The following is a 25734-nucleotide window of genomic DNA, read 5'->3' on the forward strand; positions in this document are numbered from 1 at the left end:
AACTGGTTTTTTTATATATGTATAAAATAGCTATAAAACTGGATACGTAGGATCAATAACATGACAAGACTTGTTGTATTTTCTGGTGCAGGTATGAGTGCAGAAAGTGGAATTAGTACTTTTCGTGACAGTAATGGCCTATGGGAAAATTATGATATACAGCAAGTTGCTACTCCGGAAGCTTGGGATAAAGACCCTGCGTTAGTCCAACGGTTTTATAACGAACGCCGTAAAAATATTTTAGAAGCTCAGCCAAATGAAGCTCATCAATATATTGCTAAATTACAAAACCATTTCGATGTACAAGTCATTACACAAAATATTGATGATTTACATGAGCGTGCTGGTAGCAAGAATGTGTTGCATCTACATGGTAATATTCGATTAGCGAAAAGCTCTGGACCAAATGCCCAATATACAAATGAATTTTATGAAATTAATGGTTGGAAATTAGATCTAGAGCATGACCTTTGTCCAAATGGCTATCCACTTCGCCCTCATGTGGTTTGGTTTGGTGAAGCAGTTCCAGCATTTGAAGAAGCCATAAAGCAAGTGCATGAAGCAGATATTTTCATTGTTATTGGTTCAACCTTAAGTGTTTACCCTGTTGCTGCTTTAGTTCATGAAATTCCTAACTACACTGAAGCCTACTATATAGATCCCCAAGCAGATCATTCTCGTGTTCCATCTCAATATAAACTATTAAATATGACAGCCACAGAAGGTATGAAAGAGCTATTTTATCAATTGACGAGCTAATATTTCTTTCATTTTTATTGCAAATTTTACCTCTAAAGTTGTCTCTTCACATGAAATTGATGCGAAAACACTCAACTCATGTCAAATTTTTTCTTGAGACATATATTGTCATTGTTAATTTTGTAACCAAACATGCTGATCTATTTTCTAAATTTACTATTTTTATAATTTTCTAAACAATAAATGAATTATTTATAGCACCTAAACTATTGATTAAATTTACTTTAATTTTCATTGTAATTAAAATTACATTGGTTTACATAAAAATACACAAAACACATCACAAAGATAACAGAGCAAAAAAATTCTTTTGTGGTTGAATCTCAACCTCTTGAAATGCCGTACAAGAAAACAGCGACCTGGATTAGGTTACAATCACGGATTATGGATATAAGGACACACATCCATTATGAGTTATTTTGATCCCACCCTCATCATGTTTATGGTGTACATCGTAGCAATGGTACTTATCGGCTTATTTGCCTACCGTGCTACAAGCGACTTCTCTGATTATATTCTTGGTGGTCGTAGTTTAGGCAGTTTCGTTACTGCATTATCCGCAGGCGCATCAGACATGAGTGGTTGGTTACTCATGGGCTTACCAGGAGCGATTTATCTTTCTGGTTTATCTGAAGCGTGGATTGCAATTGGTCTAATTATCGGTGCTTGGCTTAACTGGTTACTGGTTGCTGGTCGATTACGCGTTCATACTGAAATCCAAAATAATGCACTCACTCTGCCCGACTATTTTACAAGTCGATTTGATGACAAGAAAAAGATTCTTCGTATTTTCTCTGCCGTTATTATCTTGGTTTTCTTCGCAATTTACTGTGCCTCAGGTATGGTAGCTGGCGCTCGTTTATTTGAAAATTTATTTGGTATGTCGTATACCACCGCAATCTGGTTAAGTGCTATTGCAACAATCAGTTATGTTTGTATTGGTGGATTTTTGGCAATTAGCTGGACTGATACTTTCCAAGCGGGCTTAATGATTTTTGCCCTTTTGCTCACCCCAATCGTAACTTACCTTGCAATTGGCGACACAACTCAGTTTGTAACGCTTATTGAAACTGCTCGTCCACATGCATTTAACATCGTTTCAGATTTAAGTGTGGTGGCCGTTTTATCTTCAATGGCTTGGGGTTTAGGCTATTTTGGCCAACCGCATATTCTTGTACGTTTCATGGCTGCTGACTCTGTAAAATCAATTCCTGCTGCTCGCCGTATTGGCATGACTTGGATGATTTTATGTTTAGTTGGTGCAGTCGGTGCCGGTTTCTTTGGTATTGCGTATTTCCAGCAACATCCTGAACTTGCAGGTGTTGTAAGTAAAAACCCTGAAACTGTATTTATGGAATTGACTAAAATTTTATTCAATCCATGGATTGTCGGTATCATCCTAGCTGCTATTTTAGCTGCGGTTATGAGTACATTAAGCTGTCAACTGTTGGTATGTTCAAGTGCGCTAACTGAAGATTTGTACAAAGGCTTCATCCGTAAAAATGCTTCTCAAAAAGAGCTTGTATGGGTTGGTCGTATCATGGTACTTGCAATTGCTGTTCTGGCAATTGTGCTCGCTGGTAATCCTGACAGTAAAGTTCTTGGTCTTGTTGCTTATGCGTGGGCTGGTTTTGGTGCCGCATTTGGACCACTCATCATCTTGTCATTGTTCTGGAAACGTATGACTTTAGAAGGTGCTTTAGCAGGTATGATCGTAGGTGCAGTTGTTGTAATTGGTTGGAAAAATCTTTTCGCAAGCACCGGTGTTTACGAAATTATTCCTGGCTTTATCTGTGCATTTATCAGCATCATCGTAGTGAGCTTGATTAGCAAAACTCCAAATACTGATGTAACTGACCGCTTCGAACAAGCTGATAAACTCTATAAAGAAAGTGTATAAAAATGAATAAAATAAAAAGGGGCTTCGGCCCCTTTTTATTTATTTTTAGTTTTGATTTTAATTTTTGAACTATCTTTTACAACTTGCATCACAGGGTAGCTACGCGTTTCTTTCACACCTGGTAATTGCCATAGTACCTGCCCAGCAATACGTCTAAACTCTTCCATACTGCCACTTCGTAATTTAATTAAAAAATCAAATCCGCCACTAACCATATGGCATTCAACGATCTCTGGATAATGCACTACTGCGTCAATAAACTCATCTAAAACATTGGGTGTTGTTTTATCGAGTAAGACTTCAACAAAAACCAAAAAATTTGCATTTAACTTAACTGGATTTAATTTAGCTTCATAACCCAAGATAAATTCATCCTTCGTCAGCTTCTGCACCCGGGCCATAACTGCAGTTGGAGATAGGTTTACAAGTTCAGCCAATCTACTGTTGGAAATACGCCCATCTGTTTGAAGAATATCCAAAATTTTTAAATCTGTACGATCAAGGCTTAATAAGGGGCCATTCATCTGAATTTTCCTCTAAAAAATGGGCAAAATATAGTGAGTTATTCGGTGTTTCTTCTGTAATGATAAATTATCTAAACCTCTCTACTCAAGATGAGTTTACGAGAGCTGGTTGGCGGAAATAGATATGAACACAATGGATACTTTTCATCAAATGGATAAATCTCACCAAGGCTATATCACCGAATTCAACGATAAAAGTGAGTTTGAACAACGCATTAATACAGCTTGGCGTCGTGCCGAACCTGAAGCTGTAGAAGAGCTATTACAAGCTGCTGCGGTATCTGATGATTTAGATCATAAAATTTATGACCTTGCATTTAACCTTGCCCATAATTTACGTGAACGTAAGACCTCTTCGGGTAAAGCGGGTATTGTTCAAGGGTTATTACAAGAATTCTCTCTGTCTTCACAAGAAGGCGTGGCTTTGATGTGTCTTGCTGAAGCTTTGCTTCGTATACCAGACACAGCAACACGTGATTTGCTCATTCGCGATAAAATCAATCAAGGTAACTGGAAAGAACACGTTGGCCAAAGTAGCTTAATGTTTGTAAATGCTGCAGCATGGGGCCTCATGTTAACCGGTAAGCTTATGGAGACACCAAAGCAAACCAGTCTTTCAAGTGTACTTACTGGCCTGTTAGCCCGTAGTGGTCGTGGCATTATTCGTAAAGCAGTTGATGTAGCAATGCGCATGATGGGTGAACAGTTTGTAACTGGTGAAACCATCGAAGAAGCTGTCGACCACGCAAAAGTACTTGAAGATAAAGGTTTCCGCTATTCTTATGACATGTTAGGTGAAGCTGCCTTAACCGAACATGATGCTGAACGCTACTTTAACGATTACACACAAGCCATTCATGCAATTGGTAAAGCGTCTAATGGTAAAGGCGTTTATGATGGCCCTGGTATCTCAATTAAGCTTTCTGCTTTACATCCACGTTACCAACGTGCGCAAATTGAACGTGTTCACAAAGAACTCTACGACAAAGTATTTGAGCTCGCTCGTTTAGCTAAACAGTACAACATTGGTTTAAATATCGATGCAGAAGAATCTGAACGTTTAGAAATTTCTCTTGAGTTACTTGAGCGTCTTTGTTTTGAGCCAGAACTTGAGAACTGGAAAGGTATTGGATTCGTTATTCAAGCTTACCAAAAACGCTGTTTCTTCGTAGTTGATTATATTATTGATCTTGCTAAACGCAGCCAAAAGCGTCTCATGATTCGCCTTGTAAAAGGTGCATATTGGGATAGCGAAATCAAGAAAGCACAAATCGAAGGTATGGATGACTACCCTGTCTTCACACGTAAAGTGCATACAGATCTGTCTTATATTGCTTGTGCTAAAAAATTACTTGCAGCGCCTGAGTTCATCTATCCACAATTTGCGACTCACAATGCTCAAACACTAGCAACAATTTATCATTTAGCTGATCCAAGCAAGTATTATGCTGGTCAATATGAATTCCAATGCTTACATGGCATGGGTGAACCACTTTATGAACAAGTTGTTGGTCCACGTGAGCAAAATAAATTAGGCGTGCCATGCCGTATTTATGCTCCGGTTGGTAACCATGAAACTTTGTTAGCTTATCTGGTTCGTCGTTTACTCGAAAATGGTGCGAATACTTCATTTGTTAACCGTATTGCCGATAAAACACTTAAAGTTGAAGATCTTATCCAGTCTCCAATTTATGATATTCGTAATGCAGCTAAGCTTGAAGGTTCAGTTGGTTTAAAACACCCATCAATTCCTCTTCCTTTAGATATGTATGGAACACTTCGTAAAAATTCTAAAGGATATGATTTAGCAAACGACGCTCCGCTTGCAGCTTTAGATAACACAGCTCAACAGTTACGTAACCGTATTTGGCAGAGTCATCCATTATTAGGAAATAGCGATTTATCGAAACAAGGTCATTCTATTGCAATTACAAACCCAGCACAAAATGATGAAATTGTTGGTTATGTACAAGAAGCTGATCTTAATGATGTAGAAATTGCACTTAATGCAGCTGAACAAATACAAATTGAGTGGGCAAATACACCTAAAGATCAACGCGCTCAATATTTAAAACGTGCAGCTGACCTTATGGAAAGCCGTATCCAAGAGTTAATGGTATTACTTTGCCGTGAAAGTGGTAAAACTTATGCGAATGCCATTGCAGAAGTTCGTGAGGCTGTAGATTTCTTACGTTACTATGCAACTCAGGTTGAAAATCTTCCTAATAATACAACCATTCAGCCACTTGGTACTGTACTTTGTATTAGCCCTTGGAACTTCCCTCTTGCGATTTTCTCTGGTCAAATTGCTGCAGCACTAGTTAGTGGTAACTGCGTTATTGCAAAACCTGCCGAGCAAACACCTTTAATCGCAGCTCAAGCAGTGCAAATTTTATGGGAAGCGGGTATTCCACATAGTGCTGTACAGTTATTACCAGGTCGTGGTGAAACAGTAGGTGCTCAGCTTAGCCAAGATCGACGTATTGATGGCATCATGTTTACCGGTTCAACTGAAGTTGCAAAAATTTTGCAGAAGACAGTTGCAAAACGTTTAGCTGCTAATGGTCAATCTATTCCTCTCATTGCAGAAACTGGTGGCCAAAATGCAATGATTGTGGACTCATCTGCATTAACTGAACAAGTTGTACTTGATGTTGTAAGTTCTGCATTTGATAGCGCAGGTCAACGTTGCTCTGCTTTGCGTATTTTATGTGTACAAGAAGATAGTGCTGCAACCGTTATTAAAATGCTTAAAGGTGCAATGCAACAGTTAATTGTAGGCAACCCTGCTATTTTAAAAACTGACATTGGTCCAGTTATTGATGACGAAGCAAAACAGACGATTGACCAGCACATCCAAAAAATGAAGTCTAAGGGCTATCCAGTACATCAATTGATGTTTGGAGCGACAAGCCAAACTGAATTAGATAAAGGAACTTTTGTTGTACCAACAGCAATTGAGTTACCTAACCTCGATGACTTACAGCGTGAAGTTTTTGGTCCGGTTTTACATATCATTAGCTATAAGTATGGTGAGCTTGAACAACTCATCTCACGCATTAATGCTAAAGGTTATGGCTTAACAATGGGTCTACATACTCGTATTGATGAAACCATCCAAACCGTAATTCAACATGCTGAAGTTGGTAACCTTTATATCAACCGTAATATTGTTGGGGCCGTTGTTGGCGTTCAACCATTCGGTGGTGAAGGTTTATCTGGTACAGGTCCTAAAGCGGGTGGCCCTCTTTACATGTATCGCTTAATGCAGGATTGTTCAAACAAAGTATTAGCAACTCCATTTGCGGTAAAAAATGAGCAAACCATTTTTGAAGGCTTTAACCGTGAAGTTTATCAAAGCTTACAAAACTGGGCGAAACAACATTTACCACAAGCAAGTCGTGAAATTGAACCATTTGGTGTAGGCAAGTTTTATGAGTTACAAGGCCCTACTGGGGAAAGTAACCAATATATTATTTTGCCGCGTCACCGTGTACTTTCAATTGCCGACACTGAACAAAATCAATTACATCAATTGCTCGCAATTTTTGCAGTGGGTAGTCAAGCTGCTGTAATGCCAAATAGTCCATTGTTGGCAAAACATAAACAAACGTTGCCAAAAGATGTACTTGATGCAATTACGACTATCAAAAACATCACTACAGATGATTTTGATGCTGTTTTGCACCATGGTAGCCGTGAAGAGGTTCTCTCATTACAGCAAGAAATTGCAAGCCGCTCTGGTGCAATTGTAGGCATTACACATGTTGAATCAAACGAGTCAATTCCACTTGAACGTTTAGTAATTGAGCGTGCAATTAGTGTGAATACAGCTGCGGCTGGTGGCAATGCAAGCTTAATGACTATGTCGGATTAACAGATAATTTATCGAAAAGCCCAAATTTCAGTATTTGGGCTTTTTTGTTTAATCGAGTAATCTCTTTTTAAATATATAAATGTTATCTATTAGCGAATTTCATAATGATCTTTTTAGAACCAGAACAATATCAACAAAATTGTATTGATCTTTTCAACTCATACAAAAAGAATATCTCCTCCCTTTTACCATTTGCCAAAATTGAGCATATTGGTTCGTCTGCAATTCCAAATGCGATTTCAAAAGGTGATCTAGATATTTATATTGAAGTGATGTCTGATCAATTTGAATTCGCAATAGAACAATTAAAAACACTTAATTTTATAGAAAAACAAAATACCCTTAGGACACATGAGCTTTGCATGCTTGAATCAATGAACGATGATGAAGTTGCATTTCAAATTGTAGTAGCCGATTCAGTATTTACGTTTTTCTTAACATTTAGAAATAAGCTTATAGATTCACCGCGGTTGGTGCATGAATATAATCAATTAAAATTACAGTGTAGCCATTTAGATCCCGATCAATATAGAGCAATAAAATCAGATTTTATTAACCGCGTCTTAAATCATCTTTAATTTAAGTACCCTATTTCTTTATGAATATCTGACTAAAATTGACTCCTGCAAGCTCGATTTTTTTGATACCATTCACTATTTGATTCTGTCTAAATTTTCTTTGTCTATGACCTCTTCTTATCGTCAACAACTTCAAGCTAAAATTGATCGCATTACTACTCAATTTTCTGAATTTACACCGCCTACATTAGAAGTGTTTGAATCACCTGAACAACATTTCCGTATGCGTGCTGAATTTCGGATCTGGCATACAGAAAGTGATATGTTCTATGCCATGTTTGAACGTAACGATGAAGACAAGCAAAAAACAGTTGTCCGCATAGATGAGTTTCCTATTGCAGACAAAAGTATTAACGATTTAATGCCTAGCCTTTTAGCAGAACTCAAAGCTGAGCCTTTACTTTCACAGCGTTTGTTTGAAGTTGATTTTCTCGCAACACTTAGTGGAGAAATGCTAGTTACCCTGATTTATCACCGTAAACTTAATCAGGAGTGGGAACAATCAGCTAAAGCACTTGCTGAAAAATTAAATATTAAAATTATGGGTCGTAGCCGAGGGCAGAAAGTTGTTATTGGCGATGACTTTGTTGTAGAAGAATTTGAACTTTCAAACCGTACATTCAAGTACAAACAAATTGAAAGTAGCTTTACCCAGCCGAACGCACAAGTTTGCAAAAAAATGCTGCAATGGGCATGTGATGCAGCTGAGGGTTCGAAAAAACACTTACTAGAACTTTATTGTGGTAATGGTAACTTTACCCTTCCATTATCACTAAAATTCGAACGCGTACTTGCTACCGAACTTGCAAAATCATCAGTTTATGCTGCTCAATGGAATATTGAACAAAACCAGATTGATAATATTCAGGTAGCACGCCTATCAGCTGAAGAGTTTACTCAAGCTTATCAAGGTGAGCGTGAATTCCGCCGTCTACAAGAAGCAAATATTGATATTCGAAGTTATGACTTTGATACCGTATTTGTAGATCCTCCGCGTGCGGGAATTGATGATGAAACTTTAAAACTTTTGCAAGGATTTGAGCGTATTATCTACATTTCATGTAATCCCGACACTTTATATGAAAATTTAAAAACACTCACAAAAACTCATCGAGTGACTAAGTTTGCTTTGTTCGATCAGTTTCCTTATACACATCATGTTGAGTCAGGTGTATTACTCGAGAAGATTTAAACAAAATTTTTCAATGTAACTCTATTTTATAAGGAGATTAAATATCTCCTTATTTTTCAACACCTTTTAATTAAGTATTTAAATTTAAAAAAAATATCAAGTCATCTATTCGTCATAATTTCGTTTAACTCAACCATTACTATCGAAAATTCTCTAGTTCAACTGGTGGATTTATCACTTATAGAGACTTGTATTTTAATTTAATTTGGCTATATTTCGATCTATGTTAGGTTGTATATGAAGGCTCTATGAGTTTTTGGCAAAAGCTGTTCTTAGCAGATCAACAGCATAACGAGCATAAGAATCAAACTGCTTGTGTTGAAAATGACTGCTCATGTAAAACTAATGAACAACTTCTAAGTGCGCTTGCACAAGCAACAGATGAAGATGTCATTATGGGAATAAAAAAAGTTCTTATTTCCCGTGGGTATAGCCGTAAAGAGTTAAATGAACTCATTCAAAAACCATCTATTCATTAATTATAAAGCCAGTCATGTACTGGCTTTTTTGTATTTTATTTGATTTCACAATTTGTATGGCTGACTAAACCAATAATAGGTCCCATATAAAATTTTCTATCATTACGGTTATTCTTAGGCAAATACAAACTAGAGATAGAACCATCTAGGTATAATGCCTGCTCTACGTTAAGACCTTTTTGGAAAAATTCAGCAAAATTATAAAAATTCACTCTATTTTTAGAGATCACAAAATAAAGTTTATTATTTTTTATACCTACCCCATTACGTATTTTCTTTGAATCGCTATTTGCTAGAAATAAGGGATTTATTTTGCCATTAATCAGCAACATAGGGCCTGATTGAGTTGCATATTCGGGTTGAAAAGCTTTTGCTTTATATTGTTCAGTTGTCAGTATAATAGCTTGTTTGTCATTCCATGCTAGAACTCCATTAGGCTGCAAAAAGAAGTTACCCCATCCATTATCTTCATTTAAAGGTTGGCTCTCTCGCCCATTTTCAATATATAGCCCAACTGGAGAGAAGCCAGAATGAAACATACCTGCATTCATTGCAAAAGTAAGCTGTTCGCATGATTTGAGTTGGCGCTGAATATTATCGAAACTTTTATAATATTGATTCGTTTCTGGATTTTGCAAAAATAAGCGCAATTGATTTAAATTTGAAATTTCAATGACTTCAAATTGATCATCGGTAGCATTTTGCATTTGGCTATACTCTTCTGCTAAAGCAGATTGCCCAAAGACCATAAAATTAATAATACACAGCATGAGTATTTTCATTAATGGCAAACCTCATATGTCATTTTCTGTTCATAGCAATACTTTATTAAATAAAATGCTTTGATGTGATATATACCCGAAAGGCGCTTATTCCACCTAAACAATACACTAGAGCACAACTATATTCGTTATAATAGTGAACAGCTTTTAATAAAAGTGATCAAAACTTTATTGGATCAGCGTGAAAATGCAACAAACAAATAAACGCTACCCTTTAGGGGCTCATCTTATTGTAAAACATCTCGGCTATAGCCATCATGGTATTTACGCTGGGAGAGGTCGAGTTATTCATTATTCAGGCCTAGCACATTTCATCAAAAAACGACCCATTGAAATTACTTCATTAGATGCCTTTTCTCATGGCAAAAAAATTCATGTGCGTTCTTATGATGCGCCACGCTACAAAGGAAAAGTGGTTGTTCGACGTATGCGCTCACGCATGCACGAAAACCACTATCATTTAATCATTAATAATTGTGAACATTTATGCAGTTGGGCAATCACTGGTATTGAAACTAGTACTCAAGTTGAGCGTATGATGCATCGCTTAACTACCATTGGTTACGTAAGTTCGATCATGAGTTATATGAATGGCATGATGCTGACCGTAGCAACCACCTGCTTTGCTCTTGTTCTTTATATTAAAAAGAAATTACGTGATCAGGCAAAAATGAAAGTTCCAACTTATCAATTTTTAAGAGAAAAAGCCGAAAAAAGAAATGTAGATCCTTCTCAACCTTTAGTTTTTATAGAGCCCGATAAAAAAGAACCAATCTAATTAAAAAAGTCCTCATCATTGAGGACTTTTTAGAAGACTTACAACTTATTTTTTAGCTGCACTAGCTGCCGTTGCTTCAGTCGTAATGTTTACAGTGATCTTATCACCTACATTAGGCACATAGTTGCCTAGACCGAAATCAGAACGATTGAATGAAGTTGTCGCATTGAAACCAATCGCTGGAACTTTTGCCATTGGGTGTTCACCCTGTTTGTTTAAAACAGCATCAAGTACAACTGGCTTAGTGACGCCTTTAACAGTTAGGTCACCAGTAATTTTGAAGTGTTTTTTATCTTTAGTTTCTACTTTCGTACTTTTGAAAGTGATATTTGGGTATTTAGCTGCATTAAACCAAGCTTCTTGTTGGAATTCTTTATCTAAAGCAGGTACGTTTGTATTTACACTGCTTAAAGGAATTGTCACATTTACAGAAGAATTTGCTGGTTTAGCATTATCAACTTTAATTACACCTTGGATGTCCGAGAAGTTAGCGCTTGGAGTTGAAAAACCAAAGTGGTTCCATGAGAAAACAGTCGCTGTATGTGTTGGGTCAATTTTATAATCCACTGGTGCAGCTAATGTAACTGTACTTGCCAACGCTACTGCTAAACCGAAGCTTAATGTTTTAAGATGCATTTTTCGTATCCTTTATTGATATAGTCGTTAGTGTATACATCAAGTAATTTAATTCACTATTCTTTATAAAACGATATGTTTCATCCATGCAACAATAAAAGCGTTACAGTTGTTATTCAAAACCCATATTATAAAGTATAGATATTTTTCTATTCGAAACCTTCAGATTTATTGGTTTTTACTTCGATTTTATTGATAAATAACAAGGTAAAACATGGCTAACACTGTTCAAGCACAAAGCACTTCTACTCCGTACCGAGTAACACTTACCGATCCGTCAGGTCATCAATGGTTTGCAGACGAACCAACTGATAAAGGTGGACAAGATACAGCTCCAAATCCAGTTCAGCTTTTACTATCAGCTTTAGGCGCGTGCACTACAATTACACTAGAAATGTATGCAAATCACAAAGGAATTAAGCTTGAGCATGTACAAGTCGATTTAGCTTTAAATCCAAATGGTGATCCGGAAGCTGGTCAAAATAATATTGAACGTAAAATTACGCTAAAGGGTGAATTTACTGAAGATCAACATAAACGACTTTTAAAAGTTGCTGAAAGCTGCCCAATTCATAAGTTATTGACTTCGAATATTTCGATGCAGAGTGAATTAAGTATTGAGTAAGTGGTCCTTCCTTACACTAAATTTCAATCACATCCGTGTGCCATTCCAATGAGCCACTCATTGAAATATCTATTGCTAAGTCGACAATATTTGTGAGCTCATTTGGAATAAATGAATATAAATTTTCCCCATCGAAATGAATCCAAAATTCAGGAGGTGGTGTATCAGAACCATCTATAAAGCCACCTGTTTCTTTTTCACCTAAACAGTCAAACATTGATGAGTGCACATCAAATGCTAATATTTTGCCCTTTAACTTCGCGCAACTTGGTATGTAATGATATTTAACCCGAGCTTGAATAGTCTCTTCAAAATAAGTCTGCACACGATAAGCATAATCGCCACCAAATGCTGAGTCACCATTTTCATGTTTGAAACTTTCCTTTAATGCGCGAAATAAAAAATTATATTGTGCACACTGCCAAAACATTTCTTTTTTATTTAAATTTTTCAAATAGCCATATTTAATATCATTTAAGATTTCTTCAAAAACACGAAGTTCAAATTCTTTTCTCATCACAATATCTTAATCTTTCAAGTTTCAATGAAGTACCAGTGATCAGCGATATAATTCTCCGCTTTATCTTCTAAGTCGGTATTACGGATTTTTACACCTTGTTCATACATGTTATCAGGTATTTGTAGTCTCCAATTTTTGGCCAAACTTAGGTTGTCCGCTAAAAGATATTGGGGATCATAAGAATCTGCGGACAAAGTATGAACATTAAAATAATCTTCATCCAAATATAAGCAAATCTCACTCGCAAACATATCTGGCTGTACAATTATACAGACCACTTTGCAGAATATTAGTCCTTGAGGTTTTGCTTCAATTAAATACTGACATGCATTAATTAAATACTGGACACACTGTGCCTTTATTTCTTGTTGAGCATGCTTCCCCTGAACTAGATTCATAGCTACAGGTATTTTCCAATTATAATATTGCTCTTCATACCCGTCTAAATCAGGGAAATACCCTTTAAAACTTTCACTCCAATATTTAAGATTTCTTAATTTACGTGGAATTCCCCGTTCTTTTTTATTTGATAATGCAAACCTTCTCATTTTTATATTCCATTTAACTATCATAAAAAAAGCGCCCCTATCAGAGCGCTTTTTTCTTCTGCTTAGTTAATTCATTAAGCAGTCAATTCTTTTACTGCAGCTACTACAGCTTCAGTTGTAATACCAAAGAATTGGAACAAGTCTTTCGCTGGTGCTGACTCACCATAAGTTGACATACCAATTACTTTGCCATCAAGACCAACAAACTTCCACCAGTAGTCAACATGAGCAGCTTCTACAGCTACACGTGCACGGATATGGGCTGGCAATACAGCTTCACGGTATGCAGCATCTTGTTTCATGAACTCTTCAGCACATGGCATTGAAACAACTCGAACACCTTCAAGCTGAGCATAAGCTTCCATTGCTAAAGAAACTTCAGAACCAGTAGCAATAATAATTGCTTTCAACTCGCCTTTCTCTTGAGCAAGAACATAACCACCTTTTGCTGCATTCTGAATTTGTTCTTCAGTACGCGTTTGGAATGGCAAGTTTTGACGAGAGAAAATAAGTGCTGTAGGGCCATCTTTACGCTCTAAAGCAGATTTCCATGCAATTGCTGTTTCAACAGTATCAGCAGGACGCCAAGTATTTAAGTTTGGTGTACCACGTAAAGAAGCAATTTGTTCAATTGGTTGGTGTGTTGGACCATCTTCACCTAAACCAATTGAGTCATGTGTATAAACATGAATTACACGTTGTTTCATCAATGCAGACATACGCACTGCGTTACGTGCATATTCCATAAACATTAAAAATGTTGCCACGTAAGGAATGAAACCGCCATGTAATGCAACACCATTTGCAATTGCAGTCATACCGAACTCACGTACACCATAGTACACGTAGTTACCAGCTGGGTTTTCTTGAACACCTTGGCAACCTTTCCAAAGCGTTAAGTTAGAACCAGCCAAGTCCGCAGAACCACCTAATAATTCAGGTAATAAAGGACCAAATGCTTGTAATGTATTTTGACTTGCTTTACGAGTTGCTACAGTTTCAGCTTTAGCATTTGTCTCACGAATAAACGCATCTGCTTGAGCTGAAAACTCTGCTGGTAAATCACCGTTAATACGACGAAGTAACTCAGCTGCTTCTGTAGGATATTTTGCTTGGTATTGAGCAAATACTTCATTCCAAGCTGCTTCAGCTTCATTACCTTTTGCTTTAGCATCCCATGCAGCATATACATCAGCAGGAATAACAAATGCTTCTTCAGTCCAACCTAAAGCTTCACGAGTTAAGGTAATTTCATCTTTACCTAATGGCGCACCGTGACAATCTTCTTTGCCTTGTTTGTTTGGAGAACCTAAACCAATAATTGTTTTACAAATAATAATCGTTGGTTTTTGAGTTTCAGCTTTAGCTTCAACTGTTGCTTGACGAATAGCATCAGCATCATGGCCATCTACACGAAGAACTTGCCAGCCATAAGCTTTGAAACGCTCTTCAGTATCATCACTAAACCAGCCTTCTACTTCACCATCAATCGAAATGCCGTTGTCATCATAATAAGCAATCAATTTACCAAGCTGTAAAGTACCTGCCAATGAACATACTTCGTGAGAAATACCTTCCATTAAACAGCCGTCACCCAAGAAACAATAAGTGAAGTGATCAACTACTTTTAAATCATCTTTATTGAATTGAGCAGCTAAAGTTTTTTCAGCCAATGCAAAACCAACGGCATTTGCAATACCTTGTCCTAAAGGACCAGTCGTTGTTTCAATCCCTGGAGCATAACCATATTCAGGATGACCAGGAGTTTTTGAGTGCAATTGACGGAATTGTTTTAAATCTTCAATTGAAAGATCATAACCTGTTAAATGAAGCAAAGCATATTGCAACATTGAACCATGACCATTTGACAAAACAAAACGGTCACGGTTTGCCCATTGTGGATTAGTTGGGTTGTGATTTAAAAACTCGCGCCAGACGACATCAGCAATATCTGCCATCCCCATTGGAGCACCTGGATGCCCTGAGTTTGCCTGTTGCACAGCATCCATTGCCAATACACGAATTGCGTTTGCAATACGACGTTCGTTTAAAGGGGTCGTCATAGATCAGAATCCAATTTTAATAGATTGATGAAAAGAAGATGATGAATAACCATTCAATGCCGCTATATTGTCTTAAAAAAACGCCTAGGGGTAAACCCCAACACGGTATATTTCTTTATTTTTAACCTTTTCTTGGTTACTCAAAAAACATTTAGATTCTTAAGCTGTGTAAAACAATACTATTTACGGGTACTTCTATCCTCAACATTTGTCGAGATATCCCCCTTTGATCAACATATAAAGTTATATTTATTCTGTTTAATTATAGTCTTTCGCTTCATAGTCTAAAATTTTTGGTTAATATTTAACAAAATCAAATGTTTAAAATTTAGACATTTTTTAAATTTTTTATATAAAAATAATTAATTTTCATCTAGCTATATCAATTTCCCTGATACACTTATCAATTAAAACATAGTAGAAATGAAAGAAATTCATGCTTTTTAGTCAGTATGAACTGGTCCTCAAGCTCAAGTCGATGTAACATATTATGTCTTTTTGAAATAACCAAGATAGGACTTTCATGCGCGAGTACGCTGTTTTTACCTCGGAATCTGTAAGCGAAGGTCATCCCGATAAAATGGCCGACCAAATTAGCGACGCTATTTTGGATGCAATCTTAAAAGAAGACCCATACGCACGTGTTGCTTGTGAAACACTGGTAAAAACAGGCGCTGTTGTACTTGCAGGTGAAATCACAACAACTGCGAATATTGATGTAGAAGCTGTAGTTCGCCAAACTGTTAACGGTATCGGCTATCACCATTCAGATCTAGGCTTTGATGGATCAACTTGTGCTGTAATCAACATGATTGGTAAACAGTCACCTGAGATTGCACAAGGTGTAGATCGCCAAAAACCTGAAGATCAAGGTGCTGGTGACCAAGGTTTAATGTTTGGTTATGCAAGTCGCGAAACTGACGTGCTTATGCCAGCTCCTATTTCTTATGCTCACCGTTTAATGGAGCGTCAAGCTGAGCTTCGTCGTTCAGGTGCATTACCATGGTTACGTCCAGATGCAAAAAGTCAGGTTACTTTTGCGTATGAAAATGGCAAGCCTGTACGTTTAGACGCAGTAGTACTTTCTACTCAACATGATCCTGAAATTACTCAAACTCAGCTTAAAGAAGCTGTAATTGAAGAAATTATCAAACCGATCATCCCTGCTGAAATGTTCCATGCAGCCACTAAATTCCATATTAACCCGACTGGTATGTTTGTTATCGGTGGCCCTGTAGGCGACTGTGGTTTAACAGGTCGTAAAATCATTGTTGATACTTATGGTGGTATGGCTCGTCACGGCGGTGGTGCATTCTCTGGTAAAGATCCATCTAAAGTAGACCGTTCAGCTGCATACGCTGGTCGTTATGTTGCTAAAAATATTGTTGCGGCTGGACTTGCTGACAAATGTGAAATTCAGGTGAGTTATGCAATTGGTGTTGCAGAACCAACTTCTATTTCAATCAATACTTTTGGTACTGCAAAAGTTTCTGATGAGTTAATTATCCAATTAGTACGTGAGCATTTTGATTTACGTCCATTTGGTATTACTCGTATGCTTAACTTAATTCAACCAATGTATAAACAGACAGCTGCTTACGGTCATTTTGGTCGTGAAGGTTCAGATTCTGCATTCACATGGGAAAAAACTGACAAAGTTGAAGTACTTAAAGATGCGGCGGGCCTTTAAGCCCTATATATTAAAAGCCCGCTTAATGCGGGCTTTTTTTATTATTTTTTATATTTTGTTAAAATTAAGCAATAAACTTTCCAACACACATTATTTAAAAGTATGTAGCAAATTAAGCACTACTACTGTTTCGTAGTTTTATCACCTTCATTTAGTACATCTAATAAAGTCGATTGAGTAGGTGTATCCTGATGATTTTGAATATAAATATGGACAACTTTGAATACAACAACTACTGCCAAACAAGCCATCACACAAAACATCCATAATCCATAAGGACTACGAATATGATGTGAACCACAATATGGACATGATTTGTCAGTTGATGCCACAACTTTGTCACAACACGCACAATGATATTGATATAGCATAGGTAACCCTCCTTCCCTCACTTCAACCGTTGTTGTTTTAATAGGTTTGCTACAATTTTTAATTTATACATCCTTTATATTTATCCTATGTGAAATGAAAAGAGAATTCAATCTGAATGAACAATGCGTTCATTTTTAAAAACTTTAGTTTATACAATGAGATAAATTAAATATTATTTTTTCTGTACTATTTTTCTTATTTTGATATTTTGCTGAATTTGTTAAAATACATGAATAGTTCATTTTCTAGGCCAATCCATGTCACACACCCAGCTCATTAATAAAGGTGGCTTTCGTGAAAGAGCCAATAGAAGCCGGAAATATCAACAATCTGAAAACAAGCAGACAGCTCTACCTTCAAACAAGTATCAACCTCAGACGAAGTCAGAAGAAAATTCAACTGTAATAGCTCAAGCTGGAACAGAGAATGCTGATTGTTCAAATTAATAATCGATAGAATATTAAAAAAGGCCTAATCATTTAAGATTTAGGCCTTTTATTTTTATATAAGGAATTAATCAATCCTTATTTTTATGTTCAATTTTCTTATGGTCTGGGGTAACTTCTCTCGCTTCGCCATCAATAATGCTGGAATCACCACGGTATTGACTGCCACCTTGTGAGTTCTGCATATCCTGCATTTGACGCATTAAATCAGCAAATGGGTTTTGACCAGCACCTGCTCCGCCCATGCCACCCATCATTTTTTCCATCATTGCTTGCTGACGCTTTGCAAGTGTTCTCATTGCGATATTACGAAACGCAGTTTGCACGCCTGGAATTAGAATTAAAAGCGCTAACACATCAGATACCAGACCAGGCACCATCAATAAAAAACCTGCAAAAGCATATGCTAGTTTTTTAGTTACTGTCGGATCACTGCCTAATTGCCCGGTCATCTGCATTTGTTGTAATTGCGGCATAATACCAGCCGTACTTTTGCGAATAAGCGTAAGACCAATAAAGAAAGCAATAATGAACCAGAAAAACACATACCATCCACTGATGAACTGTGCTACGCCAATCCATACGGCAATTTCAACAATCGCGCCCAGAACCACAATAAGAAGTAAATTCATGTAAAACTTTATCTATCTCAAAAAGAAAATTCATTGCAGTTTTAGCTATCTAATCCATGAACCATTTTCAGTTGAAAATACGGATTAAAGAGCTTGTAGTGAAGCTTAGGCAATGTTTTCTTTTAACCTAAAAACATGGCTAAACCCAAATGCTGCAATACTATTAATAAGACTGATTTAAATTAATAAAATAGCCATACTTTATTATTAATGAGTGCTATAACAACTTTATCAAGTGTTTTTTCTACAAGATTGTAATTTTTTCATAAATTGAGCTCTTTTATTATATGAAATAAGTGGTTTTACATGAAAAGAGATTAGAACTATTAGGTATTTTATAAATCCATGCTATGACTCAGTTCAAATTTTCTTACTTTGAACTGAGCCGTTGTCTACCCAAAAATTCAATAATTTATCCATCCACTGGTTCAAATGGTGTATTTAAAATTAGCTGATAAAATGCAGCATCTAACCATTGTCCAAATTTAAAGCCTACCTGTTTAAAAGTACCTGCATGTGTGAACCCGAGTTTTTCGTGGAGTCCAATACTGGCTTGATTTGTCGCATCAATACAACCAATCAATACATGAATCTGAGCCTCTTGAGCCCGCTGAATTAACGCTTGCATTAAAACTTTACTTAAACCACAGCCCCGATGTTCATGATGAATATAGATACTATGCTCAACCGTATACTTATAAGCCGGAAAAGCTCTGAAAGCTCCCCAACTAGCAAATCCTAATAACTTACCTGACTCATCTACAGCCCCGATTACAGGAAAACTATTTCCGGTTTTTACCGAAAACCAAGTTTTCATTGAATCAAGCGAACGCGGTACATAGTCATACAATGCTGTAGAATTAACAATTGCCTCATTTAAAATCTCTAATATAGCTGCCGCATGTTCTGCTTCATTACAATCAATTAAACGAAAATTAGAATCGAGGGAATAGTTCATGAAGATTCCTTAAGAGCAGACACGAGTTGATTAGAGACGACTAAAATATAGCGAGCGACTTGTGATGAATTATTGCTATATATGACAGGTTGATCTAATTGCATAGCTAAGCAATCCCCTTCGCCCAATGCATAAGAGTTTTTGCCCAGTTGAATATCAATTTGCCCTTCAACTACCCAAAGTTGCTGTTGTACTACTTTAGAGCTTTCACTAATTTCATACGTAATTCGAGCATGAGGAGGGAATTCAATTTCAACAATTTGAAATGGTAGTTTTAAATTTGGTGGTGAGACAGTACGGCGAACATATCCAGTTTCCGGATCTTGCCACTCAGCTTGTTCATTTCGGCGAATAAATGGTTGAGGAGATGGACTAGTTGTTTCGTTCGTAAAAATTTTAGTTAAAGGTACTTCTAGACCATTGGCTAGTTTTTCAAGAACAACTGCCGTTGGACTCGTTTCCCCTCTTTCAATTAAAGAAATAGCTGAACGGCTAACTTGGCATCGGGCAGCTAGCACATCCAAAGTATATCCACGTGCTAAACGCAGCTCTCGTATTCGATGTGCAATCCTGATGTTGATATCATCCATCGACCAGACTCAATTCCATTTTTATAGATAAGTATTCCATTAAACTAGAATTGTATCAAGTGATCTTAGACCAATTACGATTAAGGTCCAAAAAGTACCTAACAAAATATACATCAGTAGGGTTAGAAATCGAAAAATAACCATTTATATCAGCATTGGTTAAATTACTTATGCAGAACCTTTTTGGCTATGCAACAATACTCTCTAAACTATTTATGTAAGTCTACACATGGCATTGATTATTGGAATTGACCCAGGTTCACGCTTAACAGGTTACGGAATCATTGAAAAAGATGGTAGTAAACTACGTTTTGTCGATGCTGGTACAATCCGAACAGAAACTCAAGAAATGCCTGAGCGCTTAAAACGTATCTTTGCTGGTGTCGAGCGAATTGTAAAATTTCATGGCCCAACTGAAGCTGCGGTTGAACAAGTTTTTATGGCACAAAATCCGGACTCTGCTTTAAAACTAGGGCAAGCCCGAGGAGCTGCAATAGCCGCCTTAGTTAATTTAGATTTACAAGTTGCAGAATATACAGCCCGACAAATAAAACAATCCGTAGTGGGTTATGGTGCTGCCGATAAAGAGCAAGTACAAATGATGGTCATGCGTTTACTCAACCTAACTATTAAACCTCAAGCCGATGCAGCCGATGCTCTTGCTGCTGCGATTTGCCATGCCCATGCTTCAGGAAGTATGAGTAAACTTTCTGTCTTGAATGCTTTAGGTGGTATGGCACGTGGACGCAGCCGTTCGAGTAGCCGTAGACGTTAAAGCTTTATTGATTATTTACTACTCGAGTAATTGCCTGATTCATTTCATAAGCTTGTAAACCACGCATTCCGTTTTTTGCCAGTTGGTCCCCTGCCTGAGCATGAAGAGTTACAATCTCATGTAATGCAATACCTTTGTGGAACTGGGCTTTTAAGCTTGCGATCATACCCGCTAATATGTCTCCCATGCCACCCGTTCCCATACCAGCATTACCTTGGGTACAAATATATAACTTATTCTCTAAAATTAAGCTGCCAGCACCTTTCAGCACCCATTGAGCCGCATATTTTTGTTGCAACGCATAAATAGCAGCAATTCGGTCATTTTCAATTTTCGCTGTAGAACAATCCAATAAAGTAGCGGCTTCTCCGGGATGAGGAGTTGCATAAATATGTGCACCCAATTTTTTAGGTTGTTTGGCAAGAAACCATAGTGCATCTGCATCTAATACAACTTCCAAATGTGAGTCATGATTTAAATAATCGAACCACTGTTGATAGATTTGCTGTGCCCATTCATCACGCCCTAAGCCCATGCCAAAACATACTGCATGAACCTGAGATAAAATCTCTTTAATACTGTTTTCATCGAAATTATTAATGTCACGAAGCATAATATTAGGAGCTCTCGACAAAATAGCCTGATGATGGTTTCGGTGACAAACTACCGTAACTTTGCCTGCTCCTGCATGAAAGGCAGCTTCAGCAGCCATAATGACAGCCCCGCCCATTTGCTCATGACCACCTATCACCAAAACATGTCCATAACTTCCCTTATGACCAAAAGCCAAACGTTTAGGAAGTCTGATATGTGTTGGCGTCAAGTAAGCAAGAGGTTTCAGGTCTTGGTCTACTGGAATTAAATTAATTAAATGAATTTGCCCCGTATACTCTTTACCTTGGCCTGTAAATAATCCAGCTTTAAGCCCTAAAACAGTAAATGTATGATCAGCCCTTACAGCACAAGGTAAGACTCGTCCTGTATTTGCATGTAAGCCACTTGGTATATCAATTGAAATTTTTAACCCAGCTTGCTCGTTAAACTGTTGAATAGAATGTTGCCAATAATCATTTAACTCTCGATTTAAACCAATCCCAAATAACGCATCAATATGACAATCAAATGTTCTATGTACCTCAAAACCTTGATGTATTTGGATGTGATTTGCCTTAGCAAAATGGGCAGCATGGTGTAAATCGGCTGACTCGCCCAATTCGGCCGCAAATATTTCAACATATAACCCTGCTTCCTTGAGATAACTTGCTATAAAGTAGCCATCACCAGCGTTATTACCTTGTCCACACCAAACAGCAATATTCTTAATATCTTGGTTTTGAAAAAGTACAATGAGTTGTTGAGTGATTGACCAAGCTGCTTGTTGCATTAAGCCTAATGATGAGTTTTGCGCAGCAAACCAACGTTGCTCCCATGCCTGGATATCTTGGCTATGGTAAACTACTGCCTGCATATTCTTATCCTCTTGCATTTTTCGGTTTTATGACATCTTCCAACACATCACGCATTGCAGTGCAACAAATTGATCCACATGAATTAAAAGCATGGATCAAAGCTCAAGCATTAGACTTGGGTTTTGCTGATTGTGTCATTGCAAAACCAGATGCTCAAGAGCAAATGCCACGTTTTTTAGAGTACCTTGAACGTGGTTATCATGCAGATATGACATACCTAGAAGAAAATTTGGAAAAGCGGGCTGATCCGACTCTATTAGTTCCTGGCACAAAAAGTATTATTTGCGTGCGTATGAATTATTTGGTGGAATCACCAAAGCCAAGATATGTACCTTTTGAACCCAACTCTGCGATTATCGCCCGTTATGCTCGTGGTCGTGATTACCATAAGGTGATGCGAGGCAGATTAAAAACATTAGCTACACGTATCCGTGAAAAAGTGGGAGATTTTGAATCTCGCCCTTTTGCAGACTCCGCGCCTATATTTGAGAAATCATTAGCTGAAAGTGCTGGAATGGGCTGGACAGGTAAACATACTTTGCTCATTCATAAAAAGTCAGGTTCTTTCTTTGTTTTAGGTGAACTATTTACATCACTCGACTTACCTTTTGATGAACCTGCAACATCTCACTGTGGTTCGTGTAGTGCGTGTATTGATATTTGCCCGACTCAAGCGATTGTCGAACCTTATATGTTAGATGCTAGACGCTGTATTGCTTATTTAACAATCGAATATAAGGGAATTATTGATGAAGAATTACGTGCAGGTATTGGTAACCGAATATTTGGTTGTGATGACTGTCAATTAATTTGCCCGTGGAATAGCTTTGCTAAGACAGCTTCTATTACTGACTTTAACCCTAGACATGGTTTAGATAATATTAGTCTGCTTGATATCTGGCAGTGGGATGAAGCTACTTTTTTAGCCAATACAGAAGGTAGTCCAATACGACGCACAGGTTATCAGTCATTTAAGCGCAATATTGCTATCGGTTTAGGCAATGCACCGTACTCAAAAGAAATTGTAGATCAGCTACACAAAGGCAAAAATTTACATGACGAAATCGTCAATGTGCATATTGATTGGGCAATTGAGCAGCAACTTAATCAACTTCAGCTATCAAATTAAAAAAATGATGTTTTTTGCCCTATAGCTTTAATACGAATTCTGTATGATTATGTACAGTGAATTAATGCCATCATCATGGATATGACAATGACTCTACGTAATGATTGGACTCGTGAAGAAATCCAAGCTCTATATGAACAACCTTTTTTGGATTTAGTTTTTAAGGCTCAGCAAGTACACCGTGAGCACTTCACTGCCAATACAATTCAGGTCAGCACCCTTTTATCGATTAAAACGGGTAAATGTCCTGAAGATTGCAAATATTGCTCTCAATCTGCACATTACGATTCAAAATTAGAAGCAGAAAAACGTATTGCTGTTGAAAAAGTAATTAGCGAAGCAAAAGCTGCAAAAGATTCAGGTTCATCTCGTTTTTGTATGGGTGCTGCTTGGCGTAACCCACATGAACGCGATATGCCATATGTTTTAGAAATGGTACGTGAAGTTAAAGCATTAGGTATGGAAACCTGTATGACATTAGGTATGCTTAACCAATCACAAGCAGAACGCCTAAAAGATGCTGGTTTAGATTATTACAACCATAACCTAGATACTTCTCGTGAGTACTATTCTCACATTATTAGCACACGTACTTTTGATGACCGTTTGAATACTTTGGATTATGTACGCCAAGCAGGTATGAAAGTATGTAGTGGTGGTATTGTTGGTTTGGGTGAAAGCCGTGAAGATCGAATCGGTTTATTACACGAGTTAGCAACCTTACCTATTCACCCAGAATCTGTGCCAATTAACATGCTTGTACCAATTGAAGGTACACCTCTAGCTGATGTTGAAAAACTAGATGTTATTGAATGGATCCGCACCATTGCGGTAGCACGTATTGTTATGCCGCATAGTTATATTCGTTTATCTGCTGGTCGTGAATCTTTAAGTGATTCAGATCAAGCTTTAGCATTTATGGCAGGGGCGAACTCACTGTTTTCGGGTGATAAATTGCTTACTACTCCAAATGCAGGTGAAGGTAAAGACCAAGCATTATTTAACAAACTTGGTTTAACTGCTGAAAAGCCAAAGCCAACTGTTTCTGATTTATCAGTAGATGCAATGAGTGCTTAACAGCACCAAGAATAAAAAAGCCCTGATCATTCAGGGCTTTTTTCATTCATACAGAAGTTACTAATATTCCATAAGTAGCATTCAGGAAAGTTCCAACTCGAATAATATCCCTACCTGCTGCATGTGTAACCGATAATTCTTGGCTCAATACATCAAACTGAAAAGATTCAAAAACATCTTGATGGTTTAAAAGCCATAGAATGGTATCTGAAATATTTTCATCTGCGATATAAGTCAAAGCTTTGTAGTCTTTGCTCATGAATAACTCAAATAAAAAAAACCAAGTAAATTTTATCTGAGATATTCAAAGCTTAAAAGAAATTTCCTTAGGCCGCTTTAGGGTTTACTAATGAGTGACCTGACAATAAGCTATTTAACGCTTTAGGTGAAAACTCTAAAGAAAGTACATGGCTCTTTAAATTAATCGAGTGTCTACTAATCAATGGCAAAAGCCCTTCTTCAGTTTCTAAAACATACTCATCAACAATATTTAAAATACCTTCCAAATTCGTTGTGCTAGATGCTAAGTCATGACTAAAGACATCATAAATTGTTTGTAAGTTAAACGTCGTGTTCTGTTCTGTAGGATGTTTAAGTAAATAGTCCTTTAAGAATAAGACTAATTTATGAGCAAAGAAAAAATAATTCGGTTTATAACTGTATTTCATGCTGTTCATGGAAACAAACTCCAGAAGATCTTTTATTGAATCACAACTAAAACACTAGGAATTAAACCTTAAAAAATTCTTAAAAAATAATTATGTTTATATAAGATACACAAAATAAATTTATTAATAAAAAACAACAAGTTAATTAAACATAATATACATATTTCATAAAGAAAAACTTAAATCAATTAAATTCAATAACTTAAATTAAACTTATTATCAATTTATTTTAAATAAAATAAATTTAATATATTTTACCATATGGTATAAATTAAAATTACAAATCAATTATTCATTAAAAAACAACCAAACAAAATACATAAAAATATAATGTAATTCTTGTTTTTTAATTTAAAGGTGCTAAGAGGTGGATCAGGAAATTTGAACAACACTTATAAGTGATATTTTGCTCCCCAAATGATGTTATAAACATCAATATATGGAGTATTTTATGGCACGTAGACCAAGAAGAAATCATTCAAATGATTTTAAAGCTAAGGTAGCACTTGCTGCGATTAAAGCAGAAAAAACACTTGCTGAATTGAGTGCTGAATTTGATGTTCATCAAAACCAAATTATCGACTGGAAAAATCAACTGATTTCAGCTTCCTCGCAAGCTTTCGATCAATCAAAAGCTCCAACAGAACCACCCATCGATCTAAAAAAA

The 25734-nt window shown here is 36.9% G+C and carries 26 protein-coding genes and 1 pseudogene; 14 read left to right on the top strand and 13 right to left on the bottom strand.

Going from position 1 to position 25734, the window contains the following annotated elements; translation table 11 throughout:
- The first annotated feature begins 51 nt into the window (after positions 1-51).
- Positions 52-759, top strand: a complete 708-nt coding sequence (locus J678_RS10630; protein WP_079377364.1) for an SIR2 family NAD-dependent protein deacylase — start codon at positions 52-54, stop codon at positions 757-759.
- 409 nt (positions 760-1168) lie between these two features.
- Positions 1169-2659 (top strand): sodium/proline symporter PutP, encoded by a 1491-nt coding sequence (gene putP / locus J678_RS10635; RefSeq protein WP_004709158.1) that lies wholly within the window; start codon positions 1169-1171, stop codon positions 2657-2659.
- A gap of 35 nt (positions 2660-2694) precedes the next feature.
- On the opposite strand, the gene J678_RS10640 is transcribed toward putP, so the two are convergent.
- Positions 2695-3183 (bottom strand): Lrp/AsnC ligand binding domain-containing protein, encoded by a 489-nt coding sequence (locus J678_RS10640; RefSeq protein WP_001014235.1) that lies wholly within the window; start codon positions 3181-3183, stop codon positions 2695-2697.
- A gap of 124 nt (positions 3184-3307) precedes the next feature.
- Between J678_RS10640 and putA the strand changes: the two genes are divergently transcribed.
- The 4 genes from putA (at position 3308) to J678_RS10660 (ending at position 9309) form a co-directional block, all read left to right on the top strand.
- Entirely contained in the window at positions 3308-7060 is a 3753-nt protein-coding gene (putA, locus tag J678_RS10645) for a trifunctional transcriptional regulator/proline dehydrogenase/L-glutamate gamma-semialdehyde dehydrogenase (RefSeq protein ID WP_017392873.1), read from the top strand.
- 104 nt (positions 7061-7164) lie between these two features.
- A complete protein-coding gene (locus J678_RS10650) occupies positions 7165-7638 on the top strand; it encodes a GrpB family protein (RefSeq protein WP_017392874.1) in 474 nt (157 codons plus the stop codon).
- 106 nt (positions 7639-7744) lie between these two features.
- A complete protein-coding gene (gene trmA / locus J678_RS10655; protein WP_004887514.1) occupies positions 7745-8830 on the top strand; it encodes a tRNA (uridine(54)-C5)-methyltransferase TrmA in 1086 nt (361 codons plus the stop codon).
- Positions 8831-9078: 248 nt separating this feature from the next.
- On the top strand, positions 9079-9309 hold the full coding sequence (locus J678_RS10660; protein ID WP_002050077.1) for a hypothetical protein: 231 nt from the start codon (positions 9079-9081) through the stop codon (positions 9307-9309).
- Positions 9310-9344: 35 nt separating this feature from the next.
- On the opposite strand, the gene J678_RS10665 is transcribed toward J678_RS10660, so the two are convergent.
- Entirely contained in the window at positions 9345-10091 is a 747-nt protein-coding gene (locus J678_RS10665; protein WP_004887516.1) for a phosphodiester glycosidase family protein, read from the bottom strand.
- Between the two features lie 187 nt (positions 10092-10278).
- On the opposite strand from J678_RS10665, the gene J678_RS10670 reads away from it, so the two are divergent.
- Positions 10279-10869 (top strand): lecithin retinol acyltransferase family protein, encoded by a 591-nt coding sequence (locus J678_RS10670; RefSeq protein ID WP_002050195.1) that lies wholly within the window; start codon positions 10279-10281, stop codon positions 10867-10869.
- 45 nt (positions 10870-10914) lie between these two features.
- Here J678_RS10670 and J678_RS10675 read toward each other — a convergent pair whose 3' ends face one another.
- The gene (locus J678_RS10675) at positions 10915-11505 is read right to left on the bottom strand and encodes a YceI family protein (RefSeq protein WP_004709169.1); all 591 of its coding nucleotides are present in this window, start codon (positions 11503-11505) and stop codon (positions 10915-10917) included.
- A gap of 214 nt (positions 11506-11719) precedes the next feature.
- On the opposite strand from J678_RS10675, the gene J678_RS10680 reads away from it, so the two are divergent.
- Positions 11720-12130: an OsmC family protein gene (locus tag J678_RS10680; RefSeq protein ID WP_031956054.1), complete on the top strand. Its 411-nt coding sequence runs from the start codon at positions 11720-11722 to the stop codon at positions 12128-12130.
- A 16-nt stretch (positions 12131-12146) separates the two neighbouring features.
- Here J678_RS10680 and J678_RS10685 read toward each other — a convergent pair whose 3' ends face one another.
- The 3 genes from J678_RS10685 to tkt form a co-directional block, all read right to left on the bottom strand.
- Positions 12147-12647, bottom strand: a complete 501-nt coding sequence (locus J678_RS10685; protein ID WP_017392877.1) for a hypothetical protein — start codon at positions 12645-12647, stop codon at positions 12147-12149.
- 17 nt (positions 12648-12664) lie between these two features.
- Positions 12665-13198, bottom strand: coding sequence for a DUF3916 domain-containing protein (locus tag J678_RS10690; RefSeq protein WP_025466103.1), 534 nt, complete (start codon positions 13196-13198; stop codon positions 12665-12667).
- A gap of 74 nt (positions 13199-13272) precedes the next feature.
- A complete protein-coding gene (gene tkt, locus J678_RS10695) occupies positions 13273-15261 on the bottom strand; it encodes a transketolase (RefSeq protein ID WP_002050084.1) in 1989 nt (662 codons plus the stop codon).
- A gap of 523 nt (positions 15262-15784) precedes the next feature.
- Between tkt and metK the strand changes: the two genes are divergently transcribed.
- The gene (gene metK / locus J678_RS10700; RefSeq protein ID WP_002049844.1) at positions 15785-16951 is read left to right on the top strand and encodes a methionine adenosyltransferase; all 1167 of its coding nucleotides are present in this window, start codon (positions 15785-15787) and stop codon (positions 16949-16951) included.
- Between the two features lie 122 nt (positions 16952-17073).
- Here the strand turns inward: metK and J678_RS23755 are convergent, their stop codons facing one another.
- On the bottom strand, positions 17074-17322 hold the full coding sequence (locus J678_RS23755) for a hypothetical protein (protein WP_004702072.1): 249 nt from the start codon (positions 17320-17322) through the stop codon (positions 17074-17076).
- A gap of 258 nt (positions 17323-17580) precedes the next feature.
- Here J678_RS23755 and J678_RS0104100 point away from each other — a divergent pair, with 258 nt between their 5' ends.
- The gene (locus J678_RS0104100; RefSeq protein ID WP_017392879.1) at positions 17581-17769 is read left to right on the top strand and encodes a hypothetical protein; all 189 of its coding nucleotides are present in this window, start codon (positions 17581-17583) and stop codon (positions 17767-17769) included.
- A gap of 71 nt (positions 17770-17840) precedes the next feature.
- Here J678_RS0104100 and J678_RS10710 read toward each other — a convergent pair whose 3' ends face one another.
- The 3 genes from J678_RS10710 to J678_RS10720 form a co-directional block, all read right to left on the bottom strand.
- Entirely contained in the window at positions 17841-18401 is a 561-nt protein-coding gene (locus J678_RS10710; protein WP_017392880.1) for an FxsA family protein, read from the bottom strand.
- Between the two features lie 412 nt (positions 18402-18813).
- The gene (locus tag J678_RS10715; RefSeq protein WP_004709178.1) at positions 18814-19359 is read right to left on the bottom strand and encodes a GNAT family N-acetyltransferase; all 546 of its coding nucleotides are present in this window, start codon (positions 19357-19359) and stop codon (positions 18814-18816) included.
- A complete protein-coding gene (locus tag J678_RS10720; protein ID WP_004709180.1) occupies positions 19356-19949 on the bottom strand; it encodes a helix-turn-helix domain-containing protein in 594 nt (197 codons plus the stop codon). Before J678_RS10720 ends, J678_RS10715 begins: the two co-directional genes overlap by 4 nt.
- A gap of 229 nt (positions 19950-20178) precedes the next feature.
- Between J678_RS10720 and ruvC the strand changes: the two genes are divergently transcribed.
- Positions 20179-20724: a crossover junction endodeoxyribonuclease RuvC gene (gene ruvC, locus J678_RS10725; protein WP_002050094.1), complete on the top strand. Its 546-nt coding sequence runs from the start codon at positions 20179-20181 to the stop codon at positions 20722-20724.
- A gap of 4 nt (positions 20725-20728) precedes the next feature.
- Here the strand turns inward: ruvC and J678_RS10730 are convergent, their stop codons facing one another.
- Positions 20729-22192, bottom strand: coding sequence for a bifunctional ADP-dependent NAD(P)H-hydrate dehydratase/NAD(P)H-hydrate epimerase (locus J678_RS10730; protein WP_017392881.1), 1464 nt, complete (start codon positions 22190-22192; stop codon positions 20729-20731).
- Between the two features lie 29 nt (positions 22193-22221).
- On the opposite strand from J678_RS10730, the gene queG reads away from it, so the two are divergent.
- Positions 22222-23322 (top strand): tRNA epoxyqueuosine(34) reductase QueG, encoded by a 1101-nt coding sequence (gene queG, locus J678_RS10735; protein WP_002049834.1) that lies wholly within the window; start codon positions 22222-22224, stop codon positions 23320-23322.
- An 87-nt stretch (positions 23323-23409) separates the two neighbouring features.
- Positions 23410-24399, top strand: coding sequence for a biotin synthase BioB (gene bioB, locus J678_RS10740; RefSeq protein WP_002049782.1), 990 nt, complete (start codon positions 23410-23412; stop codon positions 24397-24399).
- Between the two features lie 46 nt (positions 24400-24445).
- Here the strand turns inward: bioB and J678_RS10745 are convergent, their stop codons facing one another.
- Both J678_RS10745 and J678_RS10750 read right to left on the bottom strand, forming a co-directional pair.
- Entirely contained in the window at positions 24446-24658 is a 213-nt protein-coding gene (locus tag J678_RS10745; RefSeq protein ID WP_002050123.1) for a hypothetical protein, read from the bottom strand.
- A gap of 67 nt (positions 24659-24725) precedes the next feature.
- Positions 24726-25076, bottom strand: coding sequence for a hypothetical protein (locus tag J678_RS10750; protein WP_002049957.1), 351 nt, complete (start codon positions 25074-25076; stop codon positions 24726-24728).
- Between the two features lie 430 nt (positions 25077-25506).
- Between J678_RS10750 and J678_RS10755 the strand changes: the two are divergent.
- A pseudogene (locus J678_RS10755) lies at positions 25507-25734 on the top strand (IS3 family transposase); the annotation flags it as partial.

The organism is Acinetobacter sp. 1424608 (assembly GCF_000588255.1).
Classification (GTDB): Bacteria; Pseudomonadota; Gammaproteobacteria; order Pseudomonadales; family Moraxellaceae; genus Acinetobacter; species Acinetobacter nosocomialis.

Bases quoted from the DNA above. Each gene is read 5' to 3' on its own strand.
- metK (WP_002049844.1), top strand. From the start codon at position 15,785: ATGCGCGAGTACGCTGTTTTTACCTCGGAATCTGTAAGCGAAGGTCAT.
- J678_RS10670 (WP_002050195.1), top strand. From the start codon at position 10,279: ATGCAACAAACAAATAAACGCTACCCTTTAGGGGCTCATCTTATTGTA.
- J678_RS10665 (WP_004887516.1), bottom strand. From the start codon at position 10,091: ATGAAAATACTCATGCTGTGTATTATTAATTTTATGGTCTTTGGGCAA.
- J678_RS10650 (WP_017392874.1), top strand. From the start codon at position 7,165: ATGATCTTTTTAGAACCAGAACAATATCAACAAAATTGTATTGATCTT.
- J678_RS10685 (WP_017392877.1), bottom strand. From the start codon at position 12,647: ATGAGAAAAGAATTTGAACTTCGTGTTTTTGAAGAAATCTTAAATGAT.
- J678_RS10640 (WP_001014235.1), bottom strand. From the start codon at position 3,183: ATGAATGGCCCCTTATTAAGCCTTGATCGTACAGATTTAAAAATTTTG.
- tkt (WP_002050084.1), bottom strand. From the start codon at position 15,261: ATGACGACCCCTTTAAACGAACGTCGTATTGCAAACGCAATTCGTGTA.
- putP (WP_004709158.1), top strand. From the start codon at position 1,169: ATGAGTTATTTTGATCCCACCCTCATCATGTTTATGGTGTACATCGTA.
- J678_RS10660 (WP_002050077.1), top strand. From the start codon at position 9,079: ATGAGTTTTTGGCAAAAGCTGTTCTTAGCAGATCAACAGCATAACGAG.
- J678_RS10690 (WP_025466103.1), bottom strand. From the start codon at position 13,198: ATGAGAAGGTTTGCATTATCAAATAAAAAAGAACGGGGAATTCCACGT.
- J678_RS10710 (WP_017392880.1), bottom strand. From the start codon at position 18,401: ATGAATTTACTTCTTATTGTGGTTCTGGGCGCGATTGTTGAAATTGCC.
- J678_RS10750 (WP_002049957.1), bottom strand. From the start codon at position 25,076: ATGAACAGCATGAAATACAGTTATAAACCGAATTATTTTTTCTTTGCT.
- J678_RS10675 (WP_004709169.1), bottom strand. From the start codon at position 11,505: ATGCATCTTAAAACATTAAGCTTCGGTTTAGCAGTAGCGTTGGCAAGT.
- bioB (WP_002049782.1), top strand. From the start codon at position 23,410: ATGACTCTACGTAATGATTGGACTCGTGAAGAAATCCAAGCTCTATAT.
- J678_RS10730 (WP_017392881.1), bottom strand. From the start codon at position 22,192: ATGCAGGCAGTAGTTTACCATAGCCAAGATATCCAGGCATGGGAGCAA.
- J678_RS10680 (WP_031956054.1), top strand. From the start codon at position 11,720: ATGGCTAACACTGTTCAAGCACAAAGCACTTCTACTCCGTACCGAGTA.
- putA (WP_017392873.1), top strand. From the start codon at position 3,308: ATGAACACAATGGATACTTTTCATCAAATGGATAAATCTCACCAAGGC.
- J678_RS10745 (WP_002050123.1), bottom strand. From the start codon at position 24,658: ATGAGCAAAGACTACAAAGCTTTGACTTATATCGCAGATGAAAATATT.
- J678_RS10720 (WP_004709180.1), bottom strand. From the start codon at position 19,949: ATGGATGATATCAACATCAGGATTGCACATCGAATACGAGAGCTGCGT.
- J678_RS10715 (WP_004709178.1), bottom strand. From the start codon at position 19,359: ATGAACTATTCCCTCGATTCTAATTTTCGTTTAATTGATTGTAATGAA.
- J678_RS0104100 (WP_017392879.1), top strand. From the start codon at position 17,581: ATGTCACACACCCAGCTCATTAATAAAGGTGGCTTTCGTGAAAGAGCC.
- trmA (WP_004887514.1), top strand. From the start codon at position 7,745: ATGACCTCTTCTTATCGTCAACAACTTCAAGCTAAAATTGATCGCATT.
- J678_RS23755 (WP_004702072.1), bottom strand. From the start codon at position 17,322: ATGCTATATCAATATCATTGTGCGTGTTGTGACAAAGTTGTGGCATCA.
- queG (WP_002049834.1), top strand. From the start codon at position 22,222: ATGACATCTTCCAACACATCACGCATTGCAGTGCAACAAATTGATCCA.
- ruvC (WP_002050094.1), top strand. From the start codon at position 20,179: ATGGCATTGATTATTGGAATTGACCCAGGTTCACGCTTAACAGGTTAC.